Origin of the sequence: Tistlia consotensis USBA 355 (genome assembly GCF_900177295.1) — a bacterium.
GTDB lineage: Bacteria > Pseudomonadota > Alphaproteobacteria > Kiloniellales > DSM-21159 > Tistlia > Tistlia consotensis.
Genome location: NZ_FWZX01000003.1, coordinates 172,750 through 187,417 on the forward strand (window position 1 = coordinate 172,750; position 14,668 = coordinate 187,417).

General features: G+C 73.1%; 14 protein-coding genes and 1 tRNA gene. 3 read left to right on the forward strand and 12 right to left on the reverse strand.

The annotated features are described in order from the left end of the window. Nucleotides 1–11: 11 nt before the first annotated feature. The 12 genes from B9O00_RS06210 to B9O00_RS06265 form a co-directional block, all read right to left on the reverse strand. Nucleotides 12–1,091: an HlyD family secretion protein gene (locus B9O00_RS06210; RefSeq protein ID WP_322111186.1), complete on the reverse strand. Its 1,080-nt coding sequence runs from the start codon at nucleotides 1,089–1,091 to the stop codon at nucleotides 12–14. A 443-nt stretch (nucleotides 1,092–1,534) separates the two neighbouring features. Next, the gene (locus B9O00_RS06215; RefSeq protein WP_085121595.1) at nucleotides 1,535–2,926 is read right to left on the reverse strand and encodes an alginate export family protein; all 1,392 of its coding nucleotides are present in this window, start codon (nucleotides 2,924–2,926) and stop codon (nucleotides 1,535–1,537) included. Further along, nucleotides 2,923–3,345, reverse strand: a complete 423-nt coding sequence (locus tag B9O00_RS06220) for a DoxX family membrane protein (protein WP_085121596.1) — start codon at nucleotides 3,343–3,345, stop codon at nucleotides 2,923–2,925. The genes B9O00_RS06215 and B9O00_RS06220 overlap by 4 nt, the downstream gene beginning before the upstream one ends. Continuing rightward, complete coding sequence (locus B9O00_RS06225; RefSeq protein WP_085121597.1) at nucleotides 3,342–3,539, reverse strand: DUF1427 family protein; 198 nt, start codon at nucleotides 3,537–3,539, stop codon at nucleotides 3,342–3,344. Before B9O00_RS06225 ends, B9O00_RS06220 begins: the two co-directional genes overlap by 4 nt. Further along, the gene (locus tag B9O00_RS06230) at nucleotides 3,536–3,760 is read right to left on the reverse strand and encodes a XapX domain-containing protein (protein ID WP_085121598.1); all 225 of its coding nucleotides are present in this window, start codon (nucleotides 3,758–3,760) and stop codon (nucleotides 3,536–3,538) included. Before B9O00_RS06230 ends, B9O00_RS06225 begins: the two co-directional genes overlap by 4 nt. Nucleotides 3,761–3,772: 12 nt before the next feature. Further along, nucleotides 3,773–5,410, reverse strand: coding sequence for an MFS transporter (locus B9O00_RS06235; protein WP_085121599.1), 1,638 nt, complete (start codon nucleotides 5,408–5,410; stop codon nucleotides 3,773–3,775). 7 nt (nucleotides 5,411–5,417) lie between these two features. Continuing rightward, nucleotides 5,418–7,271, reverse strand: coding sequence for an amidohydrolase (locus B9O00_RS06240; protein ID WP_085121600.1), 1,854 nt, complete (start codon nucleotides 7,269–7,271; stop codon nucleotides 5,418–5,420). A gap of 24 nt (nucleotides 7,272–7,295) precedes the next feature. Beyond that, on the reverse strand, nucleotides 7,296–7,997 hold the full coding sequence (locus B9O00_RS06245) for a hydrolase (RefSeq protein WP_085121601.1): 702 nt from the start codon (nucleotides 7,995–7,997) through the stop codon (nucleotides 7,296–7,298). Between the two features lie 44 nt (nucleotides 7,998–8,041). Beyond that, nucleotides 8,042–8,866, reverse strand: coding sequence for an alpha/beta fold hydrolase (locus tag B9O00_RS06250; RefSeq protein ID WP_085121602.1), 825 nt, complete (start codon nucleotides 8,864–8,866; stop codon nucleotides 8,042–8,044). Nucleotides 8,867–8,915: 49 nt separating this feature from the next. After that, the gene (locus B9O00_RS06255) at nucleotides 8,916–9,299 is read right to left on the reverse strand and encodes a response regulator transcription factor (RefSeq protein ID WP_085121603.1); all 384 of its coding nucleotides are present in this window, start codon (nucleotides 9,297–9,299) and stop codon (nucleotides 8,916–8,918) included. Between the two features lie 126 nt (nucleotides 9,300–9,425). Next, nucleotides 9,426–10,052, reverse strand: coding sequence for a response regulator transcription factor (locus B9O00_RS06260; protein ID WP_085121604.1), 627 nt, complete (start codon nucleotides 10,050–10,052; stop codon nucleotides 9,426–9,428). Continuing rightward, on the reverse strand, nucleotides 10,049–11,656 hold the full coding sequence (locus tag B9O00_RS06265) for a sensor histidine kinase (protein ID WP_235017048.1): 1,608 nt from the start codon (nucleotides 11,654–11,656) through the stop codon (nucleotides 10,049–10,051). Before B9O00_RS06265 ends, B9O00_RS06260 begins: the two co-directional genes overlap by 4 nt. Nucleotides 11,657–11,983: 327 nt before the next feature. Between B9O00_RS06265 and B9O00_RS06270 the strand changes: the two genes are divergently transcribed. The 3 genes from B9O00_RS06270 to B9O00_RS06280 all read left to right on the forward strand — a co-directional run bounded on the left by B9O00_RS06270 (nucleotide 11,984) and on the right by B9O00_RS06280 (nucleotide 14,647). Continuing rightward, nucleotides 11,984–12,057: transfer RNA gene (locus tag B9O00_RS06270), tRNA-Cys, on the forward strand. A gap of 171 nt (nucleotides 12,058–12,228) precedes the next feature. Continuing rightward, on the forward strand, nucleotides 12,229–13,674 hold the full coding sequence (locus tag B9O00_RS06275; protein ID WP_085121605.1) for a polysaccharide pyruvyl transferase family protein: 1,446 nt from the start codon (nucleotides 12,229–12,231) through the stop codon (nucleotides 13,672–13,674). Beyond that, nucleotides 13,667–14,647 (forward strand): alpha/beta hydrolase fold domain-containing protein, encoded by a 981-nt coding sequence (locus tag B9O00_RS06280; RefSeq protein ID WP_085121606.1) that lies wholly within the window; start codon nucleotides 13,667–13,669, stop codon nucleotides 14,645–14,647. The genes B9O00_RS06275 and B9O00_RS06280 overlap by 8 nt, the downstream gene beginning before the upstream one ends. The last annotated feature ends 21 nt before the right edge of the window (nucleotides 14,648–14,668 follow it).

Genomic DNA, 14,668 nt, shown 5'->3' on the forward strand with positions numbered 1-14,668 from the left:
AGCTGGCCGCATCATCCGTCGCCGCCGGGCACCGTCGCGGCGCCGCCGCGACCGGTCGCGAGCCGATCGGCCTGCACCCGCTCCGCCATCGCGGTCGGCCTCGTGTCGACCGTCGGCTCGACCGACATGCCGGGCCGCAGCCTGCCGGCGAGCGCATCGTCGTCGAGCCGGATCTTCACCGGGATGCGCTGGACGATCTTGGTGAAGTTGCCGGTCGCGTTGTCGGGCGGCAGCAGCGCGAATTCCAGGCCGCTGCCCGGCGACAGGCTGTCGACATGGCCGCGCAGCTCTGTGCCGGGGAAGCCGTCCACGGCGATCCGGACCGGCTGGCCGGCGCGCACGTCGGTGAGCTGCGTCTCCTTGAAGTTCGCGATGACGTAGACAGCGTGGAGCGGCACCACCGCCATCAGCTGGGTCCCGGCCTGCACGAACTGCCCGACCCGAAGCGACCGCGCGCCGACCGTGCCGTCCACCGGCGCGGTGATCACGGTATAGGAGAGGTTCAGCTCCGCCTGGTGCGCGATCGCGCGGCTGCGATCGAGCTGGGCCTGGGCCTTGTCGCGCTCGGTCGCCAGGACGACCAGCCGCTTCTCGGCGGCGACCAGCCCGGCGCGCTCCCGCCGCAGCTCCGCGGCCCGCTCCCGGGAGGCCGCTTCGGTCTGCTGCGCGCGCTGCACCGTGCCGAAGCCGGTCTTCATCAGGTTGCGGTAGCGGACGCGGTCCTGGTCGGCGAAGGTCAGCGCGGCGGCCGCCGCGGCGATCGCCGCCGTCTGCTGGTCGACCAGCGAGTGCTGCAAGCCGGTCTGGGCGTCGATGTTGTCGATGGCGGCCCGGGCGGCCTCGACGTCGGCGCGCGCCTGGTCGAGCGAGGCCTGGAAGTCGCGGGCATCGATGCGCGCCAGCACCTCGCCGGCCCGCACGCGCTCGTTGTCCTGGACCAGCACCTCGGCGATGTAGCCGGAGACCTTGGGCGCGACGGTGGTGTAGTCGGCCTGCAGGTAGGCGTCGTCGGTCGACTCCAGGAAGCGGCCCACGGTCCAGTAGCGGTAGCCGTAATGAGCGCTGGCCGCGACTCCGCCCGCGAGCACCACGCCGAGCCCGATCCGTTTCAGGCTGATCCTGTGGCGCAGCGGCCGTTTCGCTCGGTCCGGCGGCGTGGGAGACGCGTTGTCCTTCGGCATAATGTCCACCTGCGCATCCAGCGACGGCGGGCGCCAGCCGGGGCCAGGCGCCGCTACGCCGTATTCCTAAGGATGGGAGACATCCGTCTGCGGATCGATTGAACGAAGGTATCGCCGATACCTAAGTGTGAATCGGCAGGGAATAATGGCTCTAGCCTTCTCCTTAAGCGCTGCCGGGAGCGCCTTGCCGGCCTTGGCGCCGAGTCGCTTCAGCCGCTCGGCCGGCCTGCTTCCCTGAGGCTCCCCCGGTTGGTATGAGAGTCCGTCATCAGCAGGTTCGACGGAGCGCTCGCCATCCGCAAGGCTTCTCGATCCCCATGCCTCGCGGCGCCCGAAGGGATGTCCGGGCGCCGCTAGAACTTCGCCGTCAGGGTCAGTTCGAGGTAGTCGACGGGCTCGTGCTCGCCGGTATCGCGCAGGAACGCGCCCGGCTCGACATGGGTGTAGATCGCCGTGAAGGCGAGGTTCGGGGTCAGGGCGTACTCGCTGTTCAGCGAGACGGCACTGGCGACGAAGCGCTCGCCGCTGCCGTTGGAAGCCCGCAACAGCCGGCCGGAGGGAGCGTAGACGCCGTCGGCGGTGCTGTAGCGGAAGAAGAAGTTGACGTCGGCCGTGACCGTCCAGTCGTCGCTCGGCGAGAGCTCGACGCCGGGATGGAGATTGAAGAAGTTGCGCGGCCCCAGCACCGCCGCTTCCGAGAAGTAGTTGCCGCGCGGGAACAGCGGATTGAAGGTGCCGAGCGTGCCGTCGTTCGGGTCCTCGTCGCCGCTTGCGACGTTGGCGCTGAGGAAGGCGCGCGGCGCCAGCGGCGCCTCCGGCCAGCGGTAGCCGGTCTCGGAAGCCAAGGTCCAGGCGCGGATGGAGTCGCCGCCGAAGCGACCGAACTGATAGAGCCCTTCCCAGTTGACGTCCCACGGCCCCGCCCGGCCCGACCAGCGCAACCCGAGCGAATGGCGCAGCTCGTCGGCCGTGCCCTGCTGGTAGCGGCCGGCGGCGTCGTGAAAGCCGAGATAATAAAGGTCCAGCTTTCCAAACGGCAGAAAGCCGGGCCGGCCGACGCCGTAGAGGCCCCAGAGCGCCTTGTCGTCGTCGGCCTGGTCGTCGAAGACGCCGACCTCGTTGCGCCGCGGCCGGCCGAACAGGCCGTCGACGCGCCAGTCTGGCGTCGCGAAGATCAGCCGGCCGGCATCGAAGCTGCGTCGCACGCCGGTGCCTTCGCGCACGTCGACCAGGCGGCCGGAACCGAGCTCCAGCTCCTGGCGCCCGGCGCGCAGGCCGATGCGACCGCCCTGCCCGAGCGGCTGGCCGAGCTCCAGGAAGGCGTTCTGCAGCTGCAGGCGGTCCTCGTCGGGCGGCGCGGCGCCGCCCGCCCTGCCCGCCTCGAGGGCACTGGACAGCTGCCCGAAGACGCGGACCTGCGGGCCGAGGTGCAGGTCGCCCTGCAGCACAGCGCGCTGCAGCCAGACGCCGTGCGGATCCTGCGGGTCCTCGCCGAAGGTCGGGTTGCCGGTGAACTCGTAGCGCTCGCGCAGCTCGCCGCCCAGGCCGAGCCAGGCACTGGCGTCGGGGCCGAGCGCCATGCGCTTGAGGGCGTCGAGCGGCCGGGCGGCGCCGGCCGCGGCGTCGAAGCCGCTCCAGTCCTCGTCGAAACGCACCTTGGCGAAGCCCGGGCGGCCGCCGGCGAGCGCGGGCGACGCTGCCGCCAGCAGCGCCCCCGCGGCGAGCAGGACGAGCGTGCGCCTCATGCGGCGGCCCGCCGCCGCCCCGGCACCGCCAGGCTCAGGGGCCCCGGGCCGACGGCGGCGAGCAGCAGGAAACCGCCGATCAGGCCGAGGTGCTCCAGGAAGGTGGTCAGCTCGTGACCGCGCGCCGCTGCGGGCGCCGCCCAGAAGGCGTGCGCCGCCAGTGTTGCCAGCAGAGTGAAGAGCGCGAGCGCGAGCGCGCCCCACCGGGCCGCCAGGCCGGTCAGCACGGCCAGCCCGCCGAGCAGCTGGACCGCGACGGTCGCGGCCAGCGCCAGGCCCGGCAGCGGCAGGCCGAGGCCGGCGACCTCGGCGAGCCCTCCGGGCCAGTCGAGCGCCTTGGTCACGCCGCTGACCAGGAAGACGGTGGCGAGGCAGGCGCGCGCGGCCAACTGCAGCCATGCGGGCGTCGCGGCGCTCATCGTGGCGGCACCTCGACCGCCGCGGCCGGCGCCGGCGGTCCCAGCGCGAGGTCCGCGGCCATGAACCCCAGTGTCATGGTGACGACCAGCAGCGCCCCGACCAGGCGCGGCGGCGCCGGCAGCGGCAGGTCGAGCCAGCGGCAGGCGGCGCCGATCGCGAGGCCGAGCAGCAGGCCGAGCAGCGCCTGGGTCATGGCCGCGCGCTCCGGCCGACGGCGGCGCCCGTCGGCCCGCCGCAGAGCGCGCGGTTGCGCGATTCCCGCGTCATCAGCCGGTCGACCGCGATGTAGCCGAGGGTCATGGCGACGACCAGGGCCGCGCCGATCAGCACCGGCGGCGCCGGCAGCGGCAGTGCGGCGAGCCGGCAGCCGACGCCGATCAGGAAGGCGAGCAGGAAGCCGAGTGCGATCTTCATGGAACTGTCTCCTCAGGAATCCCGGGCGGGCGCCAGCAGGTGGCGCACGCGCGGCGGCGCCGCGCCGCGATGGAAGGCGGCGACCGCCTGCTGCAGCTGCTGGTCGGCACGGGTCACCCGCTCGTGCTGGTGCAGGTGGTCGAGCCAGCTCGGCAGGCGGAAGGTCTCCAGCCAGCGGCCCGGCGCCCCGGCGTCCTCGAAGACGTCCCAGTCGACGGCGCCTTCCCGGTAGCGTTGCTGGGCAAGGCGATGCAGGGCCTTCAGGAAGCCGGCGGCGTCGGCCGGCTCGACCTGGTACTCGACGGTGACCAGCACCGGGCCGCGGTCGTGGGACGGCTCCGCCGAGACCAGCGGCGCCGGCCAGTGCAGCGAAGGCGCGAGGTCGAGGCCTTCCCCCTGGCCGAGCTTCCAGCGCCAGGTCAGCGGCACGGCGAGGAGCGCGCCGGCCGCCGCGATCAGCAGGGCGTAGGGGATGCCGAGATTGCTGGCGACCTGCCCCCAGGCCAGGCTGCCGGCCGCCATGGTGCCGAAGAAGACCGTCAGGAAGACCGAGAGGCCGCGGGCCCGCACCCAGTCGGGCAGCGCCGTCTGGGCCGAGAGGTTGAGGCTCGACAGCACCGCGATCCAGGAGGCGCCGGCCAGCAGCGAGGCGCCGGCGGCGACCGCCGGCAGCGGCAGCAGCGCGAAGAGGATCAGCGTCGCGGCCGTGCCGGCGGTGCCGAGCGCCACGGTCCGGTCGGGGCCGAGCCGGCGCCGGACCGGCGGCAGCAGCAGCGCGCCACCGACCGCGCCGACGCCGACGCTGCCGAGCAGGATGCCGTAGAGGCCGGGGCCGCCGGCCAGCACCTGGCGGGCGATCAGCGGCAGCATCGCCCAGTAGGCGCTGGCGAAGAGGAAGAAGCCGCCGGCGCGCAGCAGCGTCGCACGCAGGGGGGCGCTGCGCAGCACGTAGCGCAGGCCCGTCGGAATCGCCCGGCCGAGCGGCTCAGGCGGCAGGACACTCGACCTGGGCCTCGGCGGCTTCCAGAACAGCAGCGCCAGGATGATGCCGACGAAGCTCGCGGCATTGAGCGCGAAGGGGCTCCAGAGGCCGACCGCGACGATCAGCAGGCCGGCCAGCGCCGGGCCGATCGCCCGGCTGACGTTGATGCCCATCGAGTTGAGCGCGATCGCCGCCGGCAGCTCCGGCTTCGGCACCAGGCCCGGCACGATCGCCTGCCAGCTCGGCGCCGAGAAGGCGGCGCCGCAGCCGAGCAGGAAGGTGAAGGCGAGCAGCAGCGGCGGCGTGATCGTGCCGGTCGCGACGGTCAGCGACAGCAGGCCGGCGACCGTCGACATGAACAGGGTCACGACCAGCAGCAGGCGGCGCCGGTCGACGCGGTCGGCCAGCGCGCCCGCGAGCAGGGCGAAGAGGAAGACCGGCAGGGTCGTCGAGGCCTGGACCAGCGAGACCATGGCCGGCGTCGGCGCCAGGGTCGTCATCAGCCAGCCGGAGCCGACGTCGTTCATCCAGGTGCCGACGTTGGACAGGATCGTCGCGCCCCAGAGCGCGGCGTAGGCGCCGTGGCGCAGCGGCGCCCAGGGCGAGACGGCGGGCGATGCGGCGGGCGCCGGCGTCGGCGCGGGAGCCTTGGGGGAAGCGTCGGTCATCACCGCCTCACAGCGCGAAGCAGCTGCAGCCGAGCGCGCCCCAGAAGGCCTTCCGGTCGGAGACCGGAAGCGGCGACGTCCAGGCGATCTGGTGGCCATGGCCGTGCAGGCTGCAGGCCGAGGCGCAGCCGTCGGCGCACGCCCGGGCGTGGACCGGCGCCAGCGGCGCCGTGCGCTGGCCCGGCGACGGCACGCTGGCGACCGGCGACCAGGACGGGCTGGCCGGCGGCAGCGGCGGCGCCAGGTCGGCGAAGTCGCCGGCGCCGTGCACGACGCGCCCGCCGAGCAGCGTCAGCTCCGAGGTGATCGAACGGATCTCCTCGGCCGGCACGGCGAAGTAGTCGGCAGAGAGCACGGCGAGGTCGGCGTACCGGCCCGCGCCGAGGCTCCCCTTCACCGCCTCCTCGCCGGAGAACCAGGCCGAGCCGCGGGTCCAGAGCTCGAGCGCGGTCCGGCGATCGAGGGTCCTGGCCGCCGGCTGCAGGCGCAGGCCGCCCAGGGTCTTGCCGGTGGTCAGCCACCAGAGCGCGACCCAGGGGTCGTAGGAGGCGACGCGGGTCGCGTCGGTGCCGGCGCCGACCGGCACGCCGAGCTCCAGCATGCGCGCGATCGGCGGCGTCGCCTCGGCGGCGCGGGCGCCATAGCGGGCGACGAAGTACTCGCCCTGGAAGGCCATGCGGTGCTGGGTCGCGATGCCGCCGCCGAGCGCGGCGATGCGCTCGATGTTGCGGTCGCTGACCGTCTCGGCATGGTCGATGGTGAAGCGCGCCGCCAGCGGCCGCCGGCCGTTGACCCGCTCGAAGACCGTCAGGAAGCGATCGATGGTCTCGTCGTAGGTGGCGTGGATGCGGAACGGCCAGCGGTTGGCCGCGAGCAGCTCGACGATCGGCTCGAGCTCGCTCTCCATGGTCGGCGCGAGCTCGGGGCGCGGCTCCAGGAAGTTCTCGAAGTCGGCGGCCGCCCAGGTCAGGTTCTCGCCGGCGCCGTTGACGCGCAGCAGTCCGTCGCCGGCGCCCGGCTCGGTCATCGCGACCCAGCGCTCGTAGTCCGACAGCTCGCTGCCGGCCTTCTGGGCGAAGAGGTTGTAGGCGATGCGCACCGTGAGCTGGCCGTCGCGGTGCAGCCGTTCGACGACGGCGTAGTCCTCGGGATAGCTCTGGCCGCCGCCGCCGGCGTCGATCACCGAGGTGACGCCGAGGCGGTTCAGTTCGCGCATGAACTGGCGCGAAGAGTTCAGCTGCTCCTCGAAGCCGAGCTTCGGGCCCTGCGCCAGGGTCGCGTAGAGGATCAGGGCCGAGGGCCGGGCGATCAGCAATCCGGTCGGCTCGCCCGCCGCATCGCGCTCGATCTCGCCGCCCGGCGGGTTCGGGGTCTCCTTGCCGAATCCGAGCACGCGCAACGCCGCGCGGTTCAGCAGCGCCCGGCCGTAGAGGTGCAGGATGAAGACCGGCGTGTCGGGCGCGGCGGCGTTGATCTCCGCCAGGCTCGGCATGCGCCGCTCGGCGAACTGGAACTCCGACCAGCCGCCGACCACCCGGACCCACTGCGGCGCCGGCGTCCGTTCCGCCTGCTGCTTCAGAAGACGCAGGGCGTCGGCCAGCGACGGCAGGTTCTCCCAGCGCAGCTCCATGTTGTAGGAGAGCCCGCCGCGGATCAGGTGCAGGTGGCTGTCGTTGAGGCCCGGGATGACCCGCCGCCCGCCGAGGTCGAGCACCTCGGTCCCGGGTCCGGCGAGCGCCATGACCTCCGCCTCGGGACCGACGGCCTGGACCAGGCCGTCGGCGATCGCCAGCGCCTCGGCCTCGGGCCGCTGCCGGTCCAGGGTCGTGATCTTGCCGTTGCGCAGGATCAGGTCGGTCATCGCGCTCGCCTCCCTTCCCGGCCGCTACTCGGCGGCGGCCTGCCGCGTGGCCGGCACGGGGGCGAGGGTCGGGCCGTGCTCGACGCGCTCGGGGGCCTTGTGGACCATGGTGTAGGCGTAGTCGGCACCCATGCCGTAGGCGCCCGAGTGCTCCTTCACGATCCCGATGACCGCGTCGTAGGTGCCGCGCCGTGCCCAGTCGCGCTGCCACTCCAGCAGCACCTGCTGCCAGGTCATCGGCACCACGCCGGCCTGGACCATGCGCTGCATGGCGTAGTCATGGGCTTCCCTGGAGGTGCCGCCGGAGGCGTCGGCGACCATGTAGATCTCATAGCCGGCATCGTGCATGGCCGAGAGCGCGAAGGTCGTGTTGCAGACCTCGGTCCAGAGGCCGGAGACCACGACCTTGCGGCGGCCGTTGGCGGCCAGGGCGTCGCGCACCTTCTGGTCGTCCCAGGAGTTCATCGAGGTCCGCTCGAGGATCGGCGCTTCGGGGAAGACGGCCAGCAGCTCGGGGTAGCTGTGGCCCGAGAAGCTCTCGGTCTCGACCGTGGTGATCGTCGTCGGCACGCCGAACACCTTGGCGGCCTTGGCCAGCGCCACGGTGTTGTTCTTCAGCATCTGGCGGTCCATCGACTGCACGCCGAAGGCCATCTGCGGCTGGTGGTCGATGAAGATGAGCTGGGAGTTGTCGGGGGTCAGGATCTCGAGCTTGGCGGCGGTCATCGGATCGCTCCTTGTCTGGCGGGGCTGGGCCTGGCGGGGCCGGGTCACGTGCGGGCGAAGGCGAGGAGGTCGGCGTTGAGCTGATCGCGCGCCGTGTCGGCCAGGCCGTGGGCGCCGCCGGGGTAGACCTCGAGGGTCGCGTTCGGCACCAGCTTCGCGGCGGCCCGGCCGGCCGCGTCGATCGGCACCACCTGGTCGTCGTCGCCGTGGATGATCAGGGTCGGCACGTCGACCTTCTTCAGGTCCTCGGTGAAGTCGGTCTCCGAGAAGGCCTTGATGCAGTCGTAGGTCGCCTTGTGGCCGGCCATCATGCCCTGCATCCAGAAGGCCTCGATCATGCCCTGGGAGGCCTTGGCGCCCGGTCGGTTGAAGCCGAAGAAGGGACCCGCGGCGAGGTCTTTGTAGAGCTGCGAGCGGTCGGCGAGGCTGGCGGTGCGCAGGCCGTCGAACACCGCCATCGGCAGGCCGCCCGGGTTGGCCGGGGTCTTCAGCATCAGCGGCGGCACGGCACCGACCAGCACGGCCTTGGCAACGCGCGAGGTGCCGTGGCGACCGAGATAGCGGACGATCTCGCCGCCGCCGGTCGAATGGCCGACCAGGACGATGTCCCGCAGATCGAGCGCCTCGATCAGCTCGGCCAGATCGTCGGCATAGGTGTCCATCTCGTTGCCGCGCCAGGGCTGGCTGGAACGGCCGTGGCCGCGACGGTCGTGGCCGATCGCGCGAAAGCCGTTCGAGGCGACGTGAAGCATCTGCGCTTCCCAGGCGTCGCTGCTGAGCGGCCAGCCATGGCTGAAGACGAAGGGCTGACCCTCTCCCCAGTCCTTGTAGTAGAGGCTGGTCCCGTCCCTGGTGGTGAAGATGGTCATCGACAGAGTCCTCGAGTGCTGGGCTGCAGGAGGGCGGAAAGACGCGGCGTCACGGCGCGAGGCCGCGGCCGGCGAGAGCCGAGCGGATGCCGTCGAGCAGGGCATCCGGAGCCAGCGGCTTGACCAGGTAGGCGACGGCGCCGGCGGCCAGCGCGTGGCGCCGCGTCGTCTCGTCGGGAAAGGCGGTGACGACGATGGCCGGTGTCGGCCGGCCCGACGCGGCCAGCGCGTGCAGCAGCTCGACCCCGCCCATCCCGGGCATGCGCAGGTCGGCCAGCAGACAGGCCGTCCGACGCCCCTCTTCCGAAGCCAGGAAGGTCGAGGCGCTCGGAAAGGCGCAGGCCTCGAAACCGAGCGCCCGGACCAGGCCGAGCAAGGCGGCGCGCGCCGACTCGTCGTCGTCGACTATCGCAACCAGGGGGTGGGCGGTCATTCCGTTGCACTGAACTCGATCCCGCGGCGGAGGCCGGCGGCGGGCCCCGGTGCAGGCGGCGCCTGCGTCGACGTCAGGGTCGGCGAGGCGGTCGGTACGGAACAATTGACCTATGGTGGGAGGCGCCTAAGCCTTTCGGCTCTCCGCCTCAAGACGATCGGCGAGGCGAACCAGTTCCGGCAGCGAGCCGGCCTGCATCTTGCGCATGACCTGGGCGCGGTGGACCTTGACGGTCATCTCGCTGAGACCGAGCTCGGCGGCGATCTGCTTGTTCAGCCGTCCCTCCGCGACCAGCGCCATGACCTCGCGCTCGCGCGCCGTCAGGGTCGCCTCGCGCGCGGCGATCTCGGCCAGGGCCGACGCCTCGGCGCGCCGGTGCCGATCGAGCGCGAGCCCGCGATGGACCGCATCGAGCAGGTCCTGGTCGCGAAACGGCTTGGTCAGGAACTCGATCGCCCCCGCCTTCATCGCCGTGACCGACATCGGGATGTCGCCGTGCGCGGTGACGAAGACGACGGGCAGCGCCAGCGCCGCGAAGGACGGGTCCGAGACGAACTCGAGCCCGCTGCGACCGCGCAGCCTGACGTCGAGCACGAGGCAGGCCGGCAGGTCCGGCCGCTCTGCGGCGAGCAGGGCCTCGGTGGACTCGAAGGACTGCACCAGGTGCCCGACCGAGCGCAGCAGGCTTTCCAGGGAGTGGCGCACGGAGGCGTCGTCGTCGACGACGAAGACCGCGGTCGAATCGCTGTTCATCGCCCGGCCTCCGCCACAGGGCCACTCTCGGCCGGCAAGGTGAAACGGAAGCGTGCACCGGGCGCGCCCGGCTCCGCCCAGAGACGGCCGCCGTGCGCCTCGATCACCGAGCGGCAGAACATGAGGCCCATGCCGAGCCCGTCGGGCTTGGTCGTGAAGAATGGTTCGAAGATCCGCTCGCCGTCCGCCGGCCCGAAGCCCGGGCCATTGTCCGAGACGCTGATCAGCACGGCCCGCTCGCCCTCCGGCGCCGAGGCGATCTCGACGCTCCGGACCCGGTCGTCCACGCCGCGCAGGGCCTCCAGCGCGTTGCCGACCAGGTTGCACAGGACCTGCTCCAGCTGGACCGGGTCGCCGGCGACCGGCGGCAGCGTCTCGGCGAGACGGAGGCGCAGGGAGACCCGATCCAGCTCCAGGTCGTCGCGCCAGCGGGCGGCGACGTGCCCGAGCAGCGCATTGACCTCGAGCGGCTGCCTTTCGCGCCGGCCCCTGCGCAGCGTGGCGCGCGTGCTCTCGACGATGCGGCCGGCGCGGTGGCCGTCTTCGGCGATGCGGCTGAGGGCGGCACGCACCTCCGCCAGATCCGGCGGCGAGCGGTCGAGCCAGCGCACCGCGGCATCGGCGTTGGTCACCATGCTGGAGAGCGGCTGGTTGACCTCGTGGGCGATCGAGGCGGACAGCGCCTCCAGGGTCGAGAGTCGGGCCTCGCGCCCGCGTCTCTCGGCCGCGATCGACCGCGCAAGACGCCCCTGCAGGATGGTCGTCTCCGACAGCAGGACCAGCAGCACGACGCTGGCTGCGATCAGGCCATAGAGGCGACCGGCCCACCAGCCCAGGCTGAAGCGACCGCCGCTCAGCCCCGCGAGCAGGAGGATCTCGATCAGCAGGCTGCAGAGCACGACCATCAGCCAGAGGTCGAGCACGCAGCGCCCCCGCCGCCAGAGCAGGATCAGGCCGGCCAGGCAGAGCAGCACGGCGGCGCCCGGCACCAGGTCCCAGAGCGCCGACGCCTGCGACCGACTGGTCATCAGCGCGGGCAGCAGGCCCTGCTCGGCCAGCGCCAGCCAGCTCACCGCGACGGCGAGAAGGAACACGGCCGCGATGCTGGCCGCCACCGCGGACGGCACCGGACCGCGCCAGGTTCCGCGAGCCGAGCCCGGTCGGGCCATCAGGGCATAGCCCAGAATGCAGAGGGGAAAGCCGAGGCGGCGGACGGCTGCGATGGCCGCGGTGCTCTGCAGGCCGCCGCCGAGCAGGCCGTCGGGCGCGAAGGCGCCGGGGAAGGTCAGGGCCCAGGGCACGACCGTGAGGCCGGCGAAGAGATAGCCGCTGGCCAGCAGCAGCACGGCCGGCGAGCGCTCGACCGTGAAGACCCCGACCAGCAGGATCGCCGTCATCAGGTCGGTGACCAGCACCGCGGTCGCGTAGGCCGGCAGCAGGATCCCGGTGCCGGTCAGCGCGATCGTGGCGTAGGGGGCCGTCGCGGCGAGCGCGCCGACGAGCAGGAGCAGGAGGGCGAAGGCCCGGCGCCGCTGGCCGCGGTCGACCGGCGAGCTCGAGGGCAGGAACAGCCGATCGACCGGCTCTTCTAGCGTCGTCTGCACCTCAGCTCCCGACATGCCCACCATCGACTTGCCAGCCCGGCGCCGGCAGCAAACGAATCGCTTGGACGAGCATCGGCGTTGCCCGCCGACGAGGCAAGGCGCCTGACAGACCGAGACGGCGCCGTCGCTGACGGCCACGGACGTCCCCGTACGGCGCTCGCCGAGGGCGCGCCAGACGGGCACCGTCCCGGCGACATCGGCGCTGGACAAGGCCCGCACCCGTCGTCTACAAGCCGGGCGTTCCGGGAGCACGGCGCGGAAAATCGCGCCGCCAGTTTGGAAAACCTCTCGGAACGACCCTAGATAATCGCATGATTTCAATGCGATGGCTCGGTGGCAGAGTGGTCATGCAGGGGACTGCAAATCCCCGTACGTCGGTTCGATTCCGGCCCGAGCCTCCATCCTCCTCCCCCTGCTTCGATCCCCTCGGCTGCCCGGCCCCGAGCGCCCTGCCGAGACGCGGATGGGCCGCTCCCCGTCCGGCGACGGCCTGTCCCTGGGCCTGGGCCGCAAGGCCGGCTAGACTGCGCCGCGTTCGTTCCGTCACCGAGCCGACCAGAGGTGGACCTCCGATGCAACACCGTCCGATCGAGGAACTGCTGCAGGAGGTGTCGCTCGCGCAGGACCCGGAATCGACGATCCGCGATCACATCCGCGACTTCCTGGAGGCGATCGCCGAGTCGCCCGGCGAGCGCTGGCGCCCCGGCCAGCCCCTGAAGCTGTTCCTGGCCGGCTACAACGGCTCGGGCAACACCGGCGCCGACGTCCGCGTCTCCGAGATGGTGCGCCAGTTCAGGACGATCGTCGGCCCCGAGCAGTTCGAGCCGGGCCTGCTGATGGTCAAGGAGCACCTGCCGCGCGACCTCTTCCCCGAGGTCGCCTTCGAGTTCGGCGACCTCTACCTGCCGGTGCTGCTGGCCCAGAAGATCCGCGCCTACCACGGTGTCGTGACCTGCGAGGGCTCGATGTTCAAGTCGAGCCACGCCGATCTCTTCACCATGCTGATGGCCAGCGCCCTCGGCTTCGGGGCGGCCGCCGGCAAGCCCTCGGTCGGCTACGGCGCCGACGCCGGCCGCATGAACCCGGCGCTGGAGAGCTTCGTCGCCGAGAGCTGCCGGGACGCCCTGGTGATCTCGCGCAGCCGGGCCTCGGGCGATCTGCTGTCGGGCCTCGGCCTGCGCGTCGAGAACGGCGCCGACCCGGCCTGGACCTTCGACCCGGCGCCGCCCGCCGAGGCCGAGGCGCTGCTGCGGGCGAGCGGCTGGGACGGCGCGACGCCGATCCTCGGCATCGCGCCGATCAATCCCTTCTGGTGGCCGGCGCGGCTCGATCCGGCCCGGGCGCGCGAGATGGAGGAGACCGGGGCCCATGCCGAGTACTACTTCGGCTCCGGCGTGTTCCACGACGATTCGCCGGAAAGCCAGGCCCGCTACGCCCGCTACCTGGACGGCATCGCCGCTGCCGTCTCCGCCTACGCCAGGGGCCGCCGGGTCTTCCCCGTGCTCTTCGCCATGGAGCGGCTGGACGCCCGTGCCTGCGGCCACCTCGCCGAGCGCCTGGAACCGGCGCCGCCGGTCTTCGCGCATCGCCATCCGCGCGAGATGGTCGCGCTGCTGCGCCTCTGCAGCCTGCTGGTCAGCTCCCGCTTCCACGCCATCGTGACCGCGATGCCGGGTGGCGTCGCGAGCGTCGGCCTGACCATGGACGAGCGCATCCGCAACCTCTTCGACGAGTCGGGCCAGAGCGAGCGCGTGATCCAGGCCGACGACCCCGCGCTCGGGGACAAGCTGCTGGGGCTGCTCGAGAGCCAGGCGGACTGGCGCGCCGCAGCCTCCGAGGCGGCCGAGCGCACGACCGCGCGGGAGGTCCGCCGCATGGGCGCGATGGGGATCGCCTTCGCCGAGGAGCTGCGCCGCCACCATCCGGAGCTGAAGCTGGCCGCGAGCGGGGGCGGCTGGCAGGCGCACCTGCCGCCGCTGCCGCCGCTGGTCGAGGCCGTGCTCGCGCGGCATGGCTGAGGGCCGGCCCGCGACGGCCCGGGACGAGCCGGCGCTGCGGCTCGACCCGCAGATGCTCGCCGCCGGGCGGCGCTACCTGGAGGCCGCGCCGGACCTGCGGACCCTCGACGAGCTGCCGGTCGAGACGGCGCGCGCCCGCACGCGCGCCGCGCGGGCGCCCTGGAACGAGGGCGGGCCGGTCATGGCCTCGGTCGAGGAGGCCGAGCTGCCCGGCCCGCGGCGGCCGGTCCCGATCCGCATCCTCCGGCCGGCGGCCGGAGCGCAGGCGCCGGTCACGCTGTTCTTCCACGGCGGCGGCTTCGTGCTCGGCGACCTCGACAGCCACGACCGCGTCATGCGCGAGCTGGCCGCGGCGACCGGCGGCCCGGTGGTCGGCGTCGACTATGCGCTCGGCCCGGAGCGCCGCTTCCCGGCGGCCTTCGAAGAGGCCGCCGCCGCGGTCGTCGCGCTGGCCGGAGAGGGCGGCCGGCTCGGCCTGGACGGCCGGCGCCTCGTGCTCGCCGGCGAATCGGCGGGTGCGCGCCTCGCGCTCTCCGCCTGCCTGGACCCGGCGGCGCGCGCGACCGGCGCGCCCGCCGCCTGCCTGCTCTACTACGGCAGCTTCGGGCTGCGCGATTCGGCCTCGCGCCGGCTCTATGCGGGCGGTGCCTTCGGCCTGGGCGAGCGCCAGCTCGCCTTCTTCCGCCGCCACCACCTGGGACCGGACGGCAACCCGGACGATCCCCGGCTCGACCCGCTGGCCGGCGACCTCTCGGGCCTGCCGCCGCTCTTCCTGGCCGCCGCCGAGCTGGACCCCCTGCGCGACGACAGCCTGGCGCTGCACTGGCAGATCCGCGCCGCCGGCGGCCGCTCCCGGCTGTCGCTGGCACGGGGACTGCCGCACGGCTACCTGCTCTTCACCCCGTCGGTCGAGGCCGCCGCGGCCAGCCTCGCCGAAGGCGCGGCCTTCGCCCTGGCCTGCCTGGCGGACTGAGGGCCGGCTGCGGCCGCACCG

Excerpts from the sequence above, each read along its gene's own strand:
- B9O00_RS06275 (WP_085121605.1), top strand. The coding sequence starts at position 12,229 with ATGCAACACCGTCCGATCGAGGAACTGCTGCAGGAGGTGTCGCTCGCG.
- B9O00_RS06235 (WP_085121599.1), bottom strand. The coding sequence starts at position 5,410 with ATGACCGACGCTTCCCCCAAGGCTCCCGCGCCGACGCCGGCGCCCGCC.
- B9O00_RS06220 (WP_085121596.1), bottom strand. The coding sequence starts at position 3,345 with ATGAGCGCCGCGACGCCCGCATGGCTGCAGTTGGCCGCGCGCGCCTGC.
- B9O00_RS06255 (WP_085121603.1), bottom strand. The coding sequence starts at position 9,299 with ATGACCGCCCACCCCCTGGTTGCGATAGTCGACGACGACGAGTCGGCG.
- B9O00_RS06225 (WP_085121597.1), bottom strand. The coding sequence starts at position 3,539 with ATGACCCAGGCGCTGCTCGGCCTGCTGCTCGGCCTCGCGATCGGCGCC.
- B9O00_RS06230 (WP_085121598.1), bottom strand. The coding sequence starts at position 3,760 with ATGAAGATCGCACTCGGCTTCCTGCTCGCCTTCCTGATCGGCGTCGGC.
- B9O00_RS06260 (WP_085121604.1), bottom strand. The coding sequence starts at position 10,052 with ATGAACAGCGATTCGACCGCGGTCTTCGTCGTCGACGACGACGCCTCC.
- B9O00_RS06245 (WP_085121601.1), bottom strand. The coding sequence starts at position 7,997 with ATGACCGCCGCCAAGCTCGAGATCCTGACCCCCGACAACTCCCAGCTC.
- B9O00_RS06215 (WP_085121595.1), bottom strand. The coding sequence starts at position 2,926 with ATGAGGCGCACGCTCGTCCTGCTCGCCGCGGGGGCGCTGCTGGCGGCA.
- B9O00_RS06240 (WP_085121600.1), bottom strand. The coding sequence starts at position 7,271 with ATGACCGACCTGATCCTGCGCAACGGCAAGATCACGACCCTGGACCGG.
- B9O00_RS06280 (WP_085121606.1), top strand. The coding sequence starts at position 13,667 with ATGGCTGAGGGCCGGCCCGCGACGGCCCGGGACGAGCCGGCGCTGCGG.
- B9O00_RS06250 (WP_085121602.1), bottom strand. The coding sequence starts at position 8,866 with ATGACCATCTTCACCACCAGGGACGGGACCAGCCTCTACTACAAGGAC.